This is a genomic window from Mycobacterium sp. FW102-FHT13B02, assembly GCF_058790275.1.
This window is the reverse complement of the sequence record NZ_JBYTCM010000030.1, coordinates 41,066-53,540: the sequence shown is the minus strand read 5'-3', so window position 1 is coordinate 53,540 and position 12,475 is coordinate 41,066. Positions and strand designations below refer to the sequence as shown.

Below are 12,475 nucleotides of genomic sequence, written 5' to 3'. Positions count from 1 at the left end.
AACACGGCACAATAACCACGACCACGTGGCCTACTTTTCACCGTCGCTTCTGGCCTACTTTTCGACCGTCGTCAACAGATGTCGTCGGCGAGGCTGGTCAGCAGGCCAGTGTCCTGCATGAGCGTTCGGCCTTTGATGGCTTCGGGCGTCGTGGCGTCATCGATTGTGACGCTCATGGTTCCGGGGAAACTCTGGTCTGGCGAGTGATTTGCAGTTGTCGCATCTGGATTGGCGGTCGGTGATGCCAATTGTTCGGCCGATTTCTGGCTGGAGGTGGCATTGTCAGTTGCTGCATCGTGCTGGTGGCTGCAGCCGGCGAGACTCACGGCAAGGGTCAGGATGCAGACGCTTCTGAGCATGTCCGTCAACATAATGTGGATCTCGCCCGCACGCCGGGGGATCGAGCATGGGCGCGGACCTGCATTTTCGCGTCACGCTGACGACTGGCGCTGCACCCGATTTGGTTGACTGCTGACTTGTGAGGGGCTGTCGGGAATTGGGGGTATGGGCCTTGGGAAATTGGCGTTGCAGCAAACCGCCGCCGACAACTTGGTGCTGACCTGAACGATGCGCGTTCCGCGCTTGATCCTCTCGGTAGGGGCGGCGACATACCCGGTGGCACCAAGCCTTCAGACCCGTACGTGACCTCAGTCGCCCCGTCAGCCGAGCCGATGTGAGCCCGAACACCAGGTAGGGCAAGAAGTGTCTCTCAGCCCCGATAACGGCGTTTAATGACAGGGCCGCTTGGCGCGAGCGAGCCAGCAAGGGGGGTGCAATGGCCGGTCCCGACTCTGACGAGGAAGACCTCGATGGATTGCCACCGCCGCCCATCGCCCCGGGGCAGGTGCACGCCCCGTTGAACCCCGACCGAAGCCCGCCGTACCGAGCGGGAGCGGTGGCGATGGTGCTGGTCTTTGCGCTGGTGCTGGTGCTGACGTGGTCCCAGTTCCGAGGCTATTTCGACACCAAAGCCACGCTGTATGTGGTGTACAACCGGTCCGGGTTGTCGATGGATGCCGGTTCCAAGGCCACCTACAACGGGGTGCCGATCGGCCGGCTGCAGGCCGCTGAGGCCCAGCTCGGGAATGACGGCCAGCCACAAGCCAAACTTGTCCTCAGCGTTGATCCGCAGTACCTGGACCTGCTGCCCAGCAATGTGGACGTCAAGCTGCTGGCCACCACGGCCTTCGGCAACAAGTACATCTCGTTCACCTCGCCGGCGAATCCGTCGCCGCAGCGCCTCAGAAGTGGTGACGTGATCAACGCCAGCGGCGTCACCACTGAGTTCAATACGCTGTTCGAGACCATCACCGCGATCTCCGCCCAGGTGGATCCGATCAAACTCAATCAGACGTTGACCGCGGCGGCAGAGGCTCTCGACGGGCTGGGCGACAAGTTCGGGCAGTCCTTGGTCAACGGCAACGAGATCCTGGGTGACGTCAACGCTCGGATGCCCTCACTGCGGCATGACATCAAAGCCTTCGCCGACCTGTCCCAGGTGTACGCCGACGCATCCCCTGATCTGTGGGACGGCCTGGCGAACGCGGTCACCACGGCCCGTACCTTCAACGATCAGCGCAACAACCTGGACCAGGCGTTGGTGGCGGCAGTCGGGTTCGGCAACACCGGTGGCGACATCTTCGAGCGAGGTGGTCCGTACCTGACCCGGGGCGCCCAGGACCTGCTGCCGACCGCACAGCTGCTCGACAAGTACAGCCCCGAACTGGACTGCACGATAAGGGAATACGCCACCGCCGACCCCAAGGCCGCGCGCGGCCTCGGGGGTAACGGCTACTCGCTGGCGACGCACACCGTATTGGTCGGCGCCGCCAATCCCTACGTGTATCCGGACAACCTCCCCAGGATCAATGCCTCCGGTGGCCCGAACGGGCGACCCGGCTGCTGGACGGTGACCAGCGATATCTGGCCCGTTCCGTACACCGTGATCGATTCCGGTGCCTCCATCGCGCCGTACAACCACTTCGGCCTGGGGTCGCCATTTGCATCCGAATACGTCTGGGGCCGTCAAGACGGGGAGAACACCATCAACCCATGACTGGCGAAGGGCGCAAATGCCCTGGCGGCCAGGCAGCATCAACCGCAGATTCAATGAATCCTTTGCGAACAACCAGCGCCAGTCCACAGGTTGCAGCAGGGATTGCAGCCGTTGAAGCTGGTGTCTAGGGACAGAAAGGGATTCATGACGGCGCCACGAACACGGACGGGATCCGACAATACGCGGCGTCGTGTCAATGCCGGCGCTGCAGGTTATTTGTGGGGCGCGGTGTTTCGAGTGCTGCGGGTTTTTGCGCGAAAGCGGCGTCGACCCCCGACAGTGCGCACGGGACACAATCTGGTGGCTTGTCTGGGCGCCAGCGCGACCGAGGCCGGAGGCAGCTACGACTGGATCGCCAACCTGGCCCAACGCCCCCGCAACAGCCATCTGAGCTTCTATCGGTTCGCCGAGGGCGGTGATCTCGCCTATAACGGCCTGCAGCGCGTCCCCGAAATTGTCGGCTGCCGACCCGACTACGTGGTGATCCTGCTGGGGAACAATGACGTGCTGGCTTTACTGTCCACGAAGGTGGCTCGGTTCGACCGGCTGGCCAAACAGCTTCCACGGTCGCCCTCGCCGCAGTGGTACCGCGACGTCATGGATGAAATTGTGGATCGCCTCAAAGCTGGCACCGAGGCGCGGATCGGATTGTGTTCGCTGATCCCGATGGGCGAAGACCCCGAGTCGGCCAACGCTTTTCAGTCCGACCTCAACCGATACGTGAAGGACTACAGTGGCGTCCTCAGCAATATTGCACACGCGCATGGGGTCAGCTACCTGCCCGTCTGCGAGCGCATCACCGAGCTCATCTGCGCCAGCCCAGGGCGCGCTTTGAGCAGTTTCACCTTCTTGCCGTTCTACCGGGACGCGCTGCGTCAGTTCGTCTTACGTAAAACCAACGACGAGATCGGTCATCTGAACGGTTGGCGATTCCACCGTGATGGCATCCACCTCAATAGCCGCAGCGGACGGCTGGTCGCCGATCTCGTACAGGGGTTTCTCGACACCGCGCCGCGGCCCGCACCGGGCGCGCCGCCATTCCTCCCGAGGGGTAAGCAGATTTGAGTGGGCGGAAACAAATCGTCACCGCACACGTTGAGGTGCACGGTGGGCTGAGAAATTTCGAATACCGCTTGTACGCCACAATTTCCGTCCTGGGGCCAGTTCCTTGGGCGGATTCGAAATGTGATGGCAGTTCGCGTCAACTGGTGAGCAACGCATCTAGATCCGGTGCGCTGGCACCGACAGCGGCGCGCAACGCCTCCGCGAGCGAGTTGAGTTCTTCTGGCGCGGCGCGGGTATGAGCGGCGAACCACAGCTCGCCGCGCGGGCCGTTCAAGGTCTTGCGCCAGTACCACAGCGCGAAGCGTTCTGGCATGAAGAGATACAGCGCACGCAGGTTGCGGGGAACCTCGGCATTACCCGCGGTCAGCAGAGCGCGGAAGGACTGCCGGGTAGCACGCACCATCTTCGTGAGAAGCGCGCGGTCAGCAGCCAGCCGGCTCGGTCGGACGTCGACAAGGCGCAAGGCCAGCTGAATCGGTACAACGAACGCAGCATGAGCGGTCAGCCACCCCTCGGGATCGGTGCTGATAGTTGTCGCGAACCCCGCAGAGTCGAACATCTGGGCAATGTTGCGTATCCGGGCTGATCGTCGACCATCCGAGTCGGCCACCATCGTCTTTTGCGCGCGGATCGGCACAAACCGCACCGCCGCATCGTTGAGCACCCCAGCGGCAGCCGGAAATCCGAACATCGTCGATTTTCCCGCCGCCGTGAGGGTCTGGGTCAGGCCGGCGGCGTTGCCGAAGAACATCACGGCCGCCTCCATACCGGCCAATTGCCGAGCGGCGCTGACCATCTGATCGCGGCGCACCGCGACAATCACAAGGTCGCACGCCACACCATCAGGTGTCGCGACGGCGTCCACCTTCTGGGTGGTACACCTACCGGTTGCGGCGTCCTGCAGGACCAGACCGCCGGAATGCAACTCTGCGAGTCGGCGTCCCCGCGCGCATACCGTCACCGTGTGACCTGCTGCGAGCAGGCTTGCGGCATAGACACTGCCGATGACACCTGCCCCGACCACCAAAACCCGCATCCCGGCACCTTCTAGGTCGAACACTGCGCCACAGCTGTCAAGACGCTGCTGCCACTCATCAGATCATCCCCGCTTGCGGGCCGGATCCGGTCGTAATGGGCGAGCACTCGGCGGTTCATCGCTGCGCGTGCGCTGATTTGTCCGGGGCCAGAGTCACCGGTGCTTGGGCGCGGTCCGTGCGTGACACCAGGCGAGCCGTCAGCGGGACTATTCATGAGATATCGAGGGCATCAGCGCGCAATAAACTCGCTCGCCTCAACCGGGGGTGACGACGGACACGCCAGTCGGGTGCATGTGAGCCCGAACACCATGCGGGCGAACAAGTTTCGGCAAGCCCCCGATACAGCGTTTAATGACGGGGCGCGTGGCGCCAGCGAATCAGCAAGGAGGTGCGATGGCGAATCCCAATTCGACGGAAGACGTCGATGGGTTGCCACCACCGCCGATTGCCGAGGGGCAGGTCCACGCCCCGTTGAATCCCGACCGGAGTCCGCCGTACCGGGCGGCAGCGGTGGGGTTGGTGCTGTTCGTGGTGCTGGTGCTGGTGCTGACGTGGTTCCAGTTCCGAGGCTATTTCGACACCAAGGCTCAGCTGTATGTGATGTACGACCGGTCCGGATTGTCGATGGATGCCGGTTCCAAGGTCACCTATAACGGCGTGCCGATCGGCCGGTTGAAGGCCGCTGAGGCCCAGACCGGCGATGATGGTCGCACGCAAGCCAAGCTGGTCCTCAACGTCGACCCGCAGTACCTGGGCCTGCTGCCCAAGAACGTCGACGTGAAGCTGTTGGCCACCACGGCCTTTGGCAACAAGTACATCTCGTTCACCTCACCGGCGAACCCGTCGCCCCGGCGCCTCAAAAGTGGTGACGTGATCAACGCCAGCGGCGTCACCACCGAGTTCAACACGTTGTTCGAGACCATCACGGCGATCTCCGAGCAGGTCGACCCCATCAAGCTGAACCAGACGCTGACGGCGGCCGCGCAGGCCCTCGACGGTCTGGGGGAGAAGTTCGGTCAGTCGTTGGTCAACGGCAACACCATTCTTGCGGACCTGAATCAGCGGATGCCGACCTTCCGGCACGACACGAAGGCGCTGGCCGACCTGACCGAGGTCTACGCGAAGGCGTCGCCGGATCTGTGGGACGGGCTCAAGAATGCCGTGACCACCGAGCGCACCCTGAATGATCAGCGCGGCAACATCGATCAGGCGCTGATGTCGGCGGTCGGGTTCGGTAACACCGGTGGTGACATTCTGGAGCGCGGCGGCCCGTACCTGGTCCGCGGTGCGCAGGACCTGCTGCCGACCTCGGCACTGCTGGACAAGTACGCCCCCGAGCTTGACTGTTTGTTCCGCGGGTTCGCCGCGGGTGCGCCGGCCGCGGCCAAGGGCCTGGGCGGCAACGGCTACTCGCTGGCGATGAACATGGAATTGGTCGGCGCGGCCAACCAGTACGTCTACCCGGACAACCTCCCGCGGATCAACGCCTCCGGTGGTCCGATGGGCCGCCCGGGTTGCTGGACGGTCACCAAGGACGCCTGGCCGATGCCGTACATGGTGATGGACACTGGCGCGTCGATCGCGCCGTACAACCACTTCGGTCTCGGTTCGCCGTTCGCGTCCGAATACGTCTGGGGTCGTCAAGACGGGGAGAACACGATCAACCCATGACCCACGTGTCGTCCGACTGACCATGAGAGCGACGCGTAACCGATGACTCCGGCGGCCGCGACCTAGTCGGTGCGGCGCGACAGAGGCGCACGATCCAGCTGATCCACCACTGCTCGAACCACGTTCGCGCGGACGTTTGACGAAGTGGCTGGAGGTTATCCCTCGCTTATGCATCAGTCGACGACCATGCGCGGAGTTCGCAAAGGCGACCACTCGTGGATAAAGCCGGAGCTAGTCCGAGCGAGGCGGGCATACGCGGGGCTGATCCTCGTAGTGTCTGCGCTCGTGGTGCTGTTCCTGGAGCACGATCGGCACCACGGCATCTGGCAGACCAATGGGCGGTTGTCCTGGTCGCTGACCATCCTCGCCGCCGTCGCGTTGCTGGCGCGTGGCATCTTTCTGGGCCGGCCGGTGACTGTTCCGCACGCGCTAGCGGCCTCCGCCGTCCTGGCGGCCGGGCTGGTCGTACATGCGTTGTCATATGGAGTCCTCGGTGACGTGCTTGTGGCCTCGGCCGGGTGGGTGTTGATGTGGCCTCTGGGCGCAGGCCCCCGACCCGATGCGCTGCCACGGGTGTCGTCTCTGGTCGAAGTGACGCAGGGCGACGCCCTAGCACCATTCACGATGCATTCCCTTAAGCACAAGTTCTTCAACGCCGACGGATCGGCGATGCTGGCGTACCGCGTACGCATGGGGTTCGCGGTGGTCAGCGGCGATCCGATCGGTGACCCAAGTGTGTTCGGGCGGTTGATCGCGGACTTCATCGCGATGTGCGATGAGCATGGTTGGCGAATCCTGGTGCTCGGCTGTAGCGAACGGCGGGTGGCGGCCTGGACCGAGATCGCAGGCGTCCGTCCTCGGTTGCGTGCGATTCCCATCGGCCGTGACGTGGTGATCGACGTGGCGGGCTTTGATATGACCGGTCGCCGGTTCCGCAATCTCCGGCAGGCCGTGCGGCGTACACACAATGCCGCCGTGCGCACCGAGGTAGTTGCCGAGAGCGATCTCGACGACGCCACATTGGCTGAACTGCTCGAAGTCATGGAGTCCTCGCACGCAGGTGTGCGCACCGAGCGCGGGTTCTCGATGATCCTCGACGGAACCCTGGAAGGACGTCAGCCCGGCATCTTCCTGGCGATCGGTCGCGACCGCTCGGGACGGGTGCAGGCGTTCCACCGTTATGCCGTCGCCGGCGGCTATAGCGACGTGTCGCTGGACGTGCCGTGGCGGCGACGAGGCGCTGTGAATGGCATCGACGAGCGACTCACCGTCGACATGATCGACTGGGCCAGAAAGCGTGGAGCCGAGCGCGTCTCGCTCGCGTTCGCCGCTTTTCCGGAGATCTTCGACGACCGCAACCGTGGCGTTGTGCAGCGGTTCCTCGCTGCCCTCATCCACGCGGGCGACGCGCTGATTCGCCTCGAGTCGCTCTATCGCTATCTGCGCAAGTATCACGCACTGGGCGAGCAGCGGTATGTGCTCCTCGCGTTGAGACACCTGGCGCCCGCGCTGGCGATCCTCCTCACCCTCGAGTTTTGGCCCCACCGCCGGCGGCTGCCACAGTGCCAGCACTCAGCAGAACCCGCATCTGACGACTCGCCGGATGGCCGCCAGTCATGAGGCCGCTGAATCGTCTCTGCCAGGGCGCAGAAACCGTCGGTATCCTCGCTAGCAATGTCGAGGACCATCTCCGCTCTGCTCAGCGTGCGCGTCACTGCCGTCTACGCGACTGCGCTGTTCGTCATCGCGACCGTGTTGCTCGCACTTGGTCGGCGTGCCCAGGACATGGTGGTAAGTCAGCTCAGCACCAATCTCCATAACTTGGCACAGGGTCGGCTCGGGACGCTGTTTGCGAGCGCCTTCGTCACCGCCGAGGGTGAGACCTACCTGATCCTTCCCGGACTGGTGTGTCTACTCGCTCTGGCCGAACTGATGTGGCGCAGTCGCCGGCTCGTGCAGGCGTTTGTGCTTGGACATCTGGGTGCCACTTTGGTTGTCGCCGCGGGGCTGGCCGTCGCAGTTGAATGCCAATGGCTGCCGGTCTCCACCACCGAGGCCAGCGACGTGGGCCTGAGCTACGGAGCCGTCTCCGTCCTCGGCATGCTCACCGCGGCGATGCCGACGCGTTGGCGACCGGCCTGGGTCGGTGGCTGGTCCACCATTGCCGTGGTTGTCGTCGTGGTCTCGCACGGCGACTTCACCGCGGTGGGCCATGCGGTCTCGCTGTTGCTCGGCATGCTGCTGTCGCTGCGTCTGCAAGCCGATGTCCGCTGGACTCCGCACCGGAGGGCGATGCTGGCCGTTGGCGTCGCCTTTGGTCTGCTCATGCTCGTCGGCGTCTTTTTTCCCGCTACACCGATCGCCCTGCCGGCCGCCGCTGCCGTCGCGTTGGCGGGGTGGTCGGCCGGCCGGTGGTGGGACGTCGCACGCCCAACCCGATCGGATGGTGGGCGCGGCTGACTGCTCGCGGGGTCAGCCAGATAGCCCGACGGCGGCGGCAACAACGCTCCGGACGCAGGAGTCGCTCAGTCGATGACGTTCGGCGCCTGATGTTCGGGTAGGACGGCGATGTCTTCGTTCTCGGACACCAGGCAGGCGCGGCAGAAGTCGATGCCGAACGGCGTGAGGTGGATCGAGCGGCGGACGACCTTGTGCGCACGCACTGAGTGCATCGCGGCCAGCACGTCCGGTTGCGCCTCGACTACCTGGTATTCGAGCGGGTCGCGAAGTTGCTCCTGCGAGAACCAGATCAGTCCCAACCGGAACAGATTGTTGAGGTAGGCGGGGACCTGATCCAGGTACCGCACCCCAGCCCGCGGGCCGATCATGTTGAGGCCCGGAGCCACCAGCCTCGAGGACACCACGCCGATGGGGCCACCCGTACGGATGTCGACAGCCGGCTGGGGTCCGCCGCGCAGGAGCAACAGCAGGATGCGGGCCTCATCGGGCGCCATCTCCTCGAGGATGCGGGCGTAGGCCGGGTGACCGCGCTCGGTGTTCCACACGTCGCGCGAGCGGTTCAGCAGCGCCTGCCCCTGGGCGCGCAACGACTGCTCCATCTTGCGCTGACGCTCTTCCTCCGCCTCCTGCCGATACGAGACTTCGTGCGTCGTCACAGTTTCGGTGAGCGAGGCACTGACCTCGACGACGGCCTGTGAGACCGAGACACCGTTGGAGACGGCCTTGGCCACCTCTCCGAAAACTGTGCCGGCCTGGGCGACGCCGGATATCAGCTCGCGTGCGGCGTCGGCCGCTGACGCCGGGTCAGCGGCAATCTCGAGTGCGCGGCGACCTGTTTTGAGCCCGGCAACCAGAGTCCACTCCGCCGTACGTACCCAGGCTGTGGCGGCCAGGCGAACCAGACCGGGCAGTGCTTCGCCGATGTCGGCGCCCGTGGGCAGCAGCGACGACGACGGTTCCGGTGGGGGAGAAAACGTGGCGCTGAACGGTCCCCACTGGGCTTGGCGCCGTCCGGAATGCCGATTTCGGTCGTCACTCATGCGACACCAAGTCCCAAGAAGATCCCGTAGTGCAGGAAGCCACCTGCGGCGCCCATGATCGCGCCGTGAGCGTAGAGCATCCACTCATCTTCCCTGATGGCTGAACGCAGCATCTCGACGAAGTCCGATGGCGGAAGTTCTTTGGTGCGTTGCGCGATCAATGCGCGGATCTTTCCTGACTGGGCCCGCGAGAACTCTTCGTCCCTGAACGGAGTCAGCGTCCGGTCGACTGCTTCGGCGGCAAAGCCGGCCTTGATCGAGTCGTAGGCCTGGGCTCCGAGTGCTACTCGCGCGGCGCGCCTGATCGGCCCGGCGGCCCGGTCGATGGCCGGGCCCAGGGCGGTGGCCATCATCTGGCGGGTGCGGTCGCCGCTCGGGCCGTCGATCAGGAAGTCGCCGATGCGTTCCAGCGTGATGACGTCGTCGGCGATGATTCCGGCGTACACCTCGGCGGCCTGCTCTTGCCGCTGCAGGAACAAGCCCTGGAACTTGATGCCGAAATAGCGGGTCGGTTCGGTCGGTTCGAAGATGAGCCACATGCCGAGTGCGTTGGTTATCCAGCCGACGATCACGCCGAGCGCCGGCAGCGTCCACCACGTATGGAACCAGTGGTCGATGAACGCGACCGGGACGCCCAGCAAGAAGCCGAAGATGAAGCCGAAGTTCACCATCAGGTTGAGTTCGCGCTGGCCGATGTCCTTGAAGACGCGGATGACGAGGTCGGGGTTCTTCCGGAAGTGCTCGATCACCATGATCTTGGGGTCGAGTAGCTGGTCGATGTGGATGCCGATCTCGGTGGTGATCGACTGCACGACCTCCGGTAACTGCGACTGGACCCGCGCGACGATCGCGCGTTTGCCGACGGCGGGGACGTTGCGCCAGAACTGTGGGTCGTTGGTGGCCATCACTTCGTCGACGAGCTGGGGAATCTCGCCCCGGAAAAGCCTGACGATGTGCTCGGCGATCTTTTCGGGCTCGAGCTGCTGATAGAACTCCGCGGGCGTACCGAGCTTGGCAATGGCCTTGTCGGACGCGATCGAGCCCATCTTGGCGGCGCGCGCCGGCACGATGCCCTGCCAGCCCACTCCGCCCTGCAGTACGCCGGGGATCTCCTGCAGTTTGTGCGGCGCCAGCCGTGCCAGCTCTGCCATCCCCGGGATTTTGTACCCGTGAAAGTTGACCGGGTAGAACAGCATGATCAGGCCGGTCCAGTTGATGAGCCAGCCGATTACTGCGGTGAACAACGGGATGCTCAGGAATGCGAACCACTCCATTGGGGTGCGGATCTGGCTCAACGTCCAGTCACGATTGACCAGCCAACTCCAGAATTCGCTGAGCGTCGTCCTCACCGCCTTTCGTCGAGCAACGGTGATTCGCCGGCGAAGATGGCCGGTCACCTGTGCGAGTGCACATTAGCGGTTGAAGCGATGCCAGACCGCGACTTGAGCCGTGCTGCACGAGGCGGGGGACTCTGATCAGAACACCAGGCATTGCGCAGAGTCCGTCATGAGGCAGTCAGGACGGTTTCGTTCGGCGCTACCGACGTAGGTTCGGGCGCAGGTGCGCCGATCACGGTGCCGACGGCCGTCCCGTCTGCGGTGGTGATGGTGAGGGTGGTGCCGGGCACCAGGTTGTCGCCGGCGCTGGTGTTCCCGGCGAACCAATCGCCCAGCCACTGCGCGGACAATTGCCTGAGCGCCAGTGAATTCTGGGTTAGTGGGAAACCGGCGACCAGGCGTACGAGGAATTCACTGACCGCGCTGCCACCGCCCATCGAATCGGTGTGCACGCCACCGGACAGCACGACACCGCCGAAATGGTCAGGCCGAGCCTGGGACAACGCCATGTCGACATTGCTGATGAAGTTCCACAGATTGGGTGGTGACCCGATTTCCCGGACCGGGATGTAGCGGCCGCTTTGTTGCTGGTAGGCGTTGAGTTTGTCCAGCGCACCCGACAGTTGGTCGCCGGTGGTGACGGCGTCCAACAACAACACACCGGCCAGGTCGCCTGCCGCGCCGTAGCTCACCAAGTAGCCCGCGGCGCCGGATACGAGTGCGCCGCCGGCGGAATGGCCCGCCAGCGCAAACTGCTCCGGCAGCAGAGCAGCTCCGGTGGGTAGGCCGTACTGCCTGTCATAGCCGGCTGCCATTGCACTGGCGGTCAGCGCCGTGCGGTCGCCAACGAACAATCTGGCGATCGCCTGCTGCATACCTACGCCGTTGACCCACAGCCCGCCGTCGGCGAACGGGTTGGATGTCAGCGTCGGAACTACGACGACGCTGTGGGTGTCCTCGGCCAGCGTTGCCGCGGTGTCGCTGTACATCGGGCCGATCGCGAAGAAACCGTGCTGCAGCAGGATCATCCGCTCGGGTGGGTCACCGGCTGGGAAGTACCAATCCGCTGGTACGACGACGCCTGCCGCGATCTCCAGTGTGGAACTGCGCACCGTGACCGAGCTCCCGGCGGGCACAGTAGGGGGACCTGTGAGCAGTCGTTCCAGTTGGGTGAACGCGCCGAAAATGAGCCCGGTGACGACACCGAGCAACGTCGGTGCGGGGGCCGGGGCGCTCGCCGCTACTGCGTGGGCCTGCGCGGTTGTCATGGAGCTGGAGGTCACCGGGACCGCGGCGAGTGTCGACTCCGGCCGCGCCACCGGCACGACAACTTTGGCGGTGCGCGGCAGCTGAGCGTGCGCAGTATCGGATTTCGCGATATTCGCGGACGTGGAGGCCGGCGCGTTCTCGGCGGGGGGCTCAACGGACCGCATCTCGGCGGGCGTTATTTCAACAGGAGATGGCGGCTTGGATGTGTCCGGCAACTTGGCGGCGCGCGAGACCGTCAGCCTGCTGGACCGGGATGCCTCGGCCGGTGATGGGGTCGCTTCAGAAGCGGCGGGAGCTGTTGATCGTTCATCCCGGTCCGTCGGGCCTGCGTGCTTCGATCGTGACTTCGTGGCAGCGGGGACAGACGAGTTGTGAGAGTGCAGTTCGCGCCTGTCGTCCGCGCGGGCGGGGACATCCCGCTCGGGCTGCGCGCGAGTACTGAGCGTGGAGGGTCGCGTACTGATCGCTGAGTGTTCGGACTCGTGTGGACCGGTCGTGCCCGACGGCTCCGAGTCAGCGAACGCCGGCCCCGGCGCGAAG

The 12,475-nt window shown here is 64.6% G+C and carries 10 protein-coding genes; 5 read left to right on the top strand and 5 right to left on the bottom strand.

Annotation, left to right across the window (positions count from 1 at the left end):
- Positions 1-71 precede the first annotated feature (71 nt).
- Positions 72-359 carry a hypothetical protein gene (locus AC3WTE_RS30170; RefSeq protein WP_492443124.1) on the bottom strand — a complete coding sequence of 96 codons (288 nt, stop codon included), beginning with the start codon at positions 357-359 and terminating at the stop codon, positions 72-74.
- Positions 360-775: 416 nt separating this feature from the next.
- Between AC3WTE_RS30170 and AC3WTE_RS30165 the strand changes: the two genes are divergently transcribed.
- Complete coding sequence (locus AC3WTE_RS30165; protein WP_492443123.1) at positions 776-2,056, top strand: MCE family protein; 1,281 nt, start codon at positions 776-778, stop codon at positions 2,054-2,056.
- Between the two features lie 144 nt (positions 2,057-2,200).
- The gene (locus AC3WTE_RS30160) at positions 2,201-3,121 is read left to right on the top strand and encodes an SGNH/GDSL hydrolase family protein (RefSeq protein ID WP_492443122.1); all 921 of its coding nucleotides are present in this window, start codon (positions 2,201-2,203) and stop codon (positions 3,119-3,121) included.
- A 136-nt stretch (positions 3,122-3,257) separates the two neighbouring features.
- On the opposite strand, the gene AC3WTE_RS30155 is transcribed toward AC3WTE_RS30160, so the two are convergent.
- Positions 3,258-4,157: a ketopantoate reductase family protein gene (locus AC3WTE_RS30155; RefSeq protein ID WP_492443121.1), complete on the bottom strand. Its 900-nt coding sequence runs from the start codon at positions 4,155-4,157 to the stop codon at positions 3,258-3,260.
- Between the two features lie 394 nt (positions 4,158-4,551).
- On the opposite strand from AC3WTE_RS30155, the gene AC3WTE_RS30150 reads away from it, so the two are divergent.
- The 3 genes from AC3WTE_RS30150 to AC3WTE_RS30140 all read left to right on the top strand — a co-directional run bounded on the left by AC3WTE_RS30150 (position 4,552) and on the right by AC3WTE_RS30140 (position 8,289).
- A complete protein-coding gene (locus tag AC3WTE_RS30150; RefSeq protein WP_492443120.1) occupies positions 4,552-5,829 on the top strand; it encodes an MCE family protein in 1,278 nt (425 codons plus the stop codon).
- A gap of 273 nt (positions 5,830-6,102) precedes the next feature.
- Positions 6,103-7,449, top strand: coding sequence for a bifunctional lysylphosphatidylglycerol flippase/synthetase MprF (locus AC3WTE_RS30145; protein WP_492443119.1), 1,347 nt, complete (start codon positions 6,103-6,105; stop codon positions 7,447-7,449).
- Between the two features lie 54 nt (positions 7,450-7,503).
- Entirely contained in the window at positions 7,504-8,289 is a 786-nt protein-coding gene (locus AC3WTE_RS30140; protein ID WP_492443118.1) for a rhomboid-like protein, read from the top strand.
- Positions 8,290-8,354: 65 nt separating this feature from the next.
- On the opposite strand, the gene AC3WTE_RS30135 is transcribed toward AC3WTE_RS30140, so the two are convergent.
- The 3 genes from AC3WTE_RS30135 to AC3WTE_RS30125 all read right to left on the bottom strand — a co-directional run bounded on the left by AC3WTE_RS30135 (position 8,355) and on the right by AC3WTE_RS30125 (position 12,099).
- Positions 8,355-9,329: an Abi-alpha family protein gene (locus AC3WTE_RS30135; protein WP_492443117.1), complete on the bottom strand. Its 975-nt coding sequence runs from the start codon at positions 9,327-9,329 to the stop codon at positions 8,355-8,357.
- Entirely contained in the window at positions 9,326-10,726 is a 1,401-nt protein-coding gene (locus AC3WTE_RS30130; RefSeq protein WP_492443116.1) for a hypothetical protein, read from the bottom strand. Before AC3WTE_RS30130 ends, AC3WTE_RS30135 begins: the two co-directional genes overlap by 4 nt.
- Positions 10,727-10,833: 107 nt before the next feature.
- The gene (locus AC3WTE_RS30125) at positions 10,834-12,099 is read right to left on the bottom strand and encodes a hypothetical protein (protein ID WP_492443115.1); all 1,266 of its coding nucleotides are present in this window, start codon (positions 12,097-12,099) and stop codon (positions 10,834-10,836) included.
- Positions 12,100-12,475 lie beyond the last annotated feature (376 nt).

What these genes read in the sequence shown, in the direction of transcription:
- AC3WTE_RS30170 (WP_492443124.1), bottom strand. Translation starts at nt 359, where the DNA reads ATGCTCAGAAGCGTCTGCATCCTGACCCTTGCCGTGAGTCTCGCCGGC.
- AC3WTE_RS30165 (WP_492443123.1), top strand. Translation starts at nt 776, where the DNA reads ATGGCCGGTCCCGACTCTGACGAGGAAGACCTCGATGGATTGCCACCG.
- AC3WTE_RS30160 (WP_492443122.1), top strand. Translation starts at nt 2,201, where the DNA reads ATGACGGCGCCACGAACACGGACGGGATCCGACAATACGCGGCGTCGT.
- AC3WTE_RS30155 (WP_492443121.1), bottom strand. Translation starts at nt 4,157, where the DNA reads ATGCGGGTTTTGGTGGTCGGGGCAGGTGTCATCGGCAGTGTCTATGCC.
- AC3WTE_RS30150 (WP_492443120.1), top strand. Translation starts at nt 4,552, where the DNA reads ATGGCGAATCCCAATTCGACGGAAGACGTCGATGGGTTGCCACCACCG.
- AC3WTE_RS30140 (WP_492443118.1), top strand. Translation starts at nt 7,504, where the DNA reads ATGTCGAGGACCATCTCCGCTCTGCTCAGCGTGCGCGTCACTGCCGTC.
- AC3WTE_RS30135 (WP_492443117.1), bottom strand. Translation starts at nt 9,329, where the DNA reads ATGAGTGACGACCGAAATCGGCATTCCGGACGGCGCCAAGCCCAGTGG.
- AC3WTE_RS30125 (WP_492443115.1), bottom strand. Translation starts at nt 12,099, where the DNA reads ATGCGGTCCGTTGAGCCCCCCGCCGAGAACGCGCCGGCCTCCACGTCC.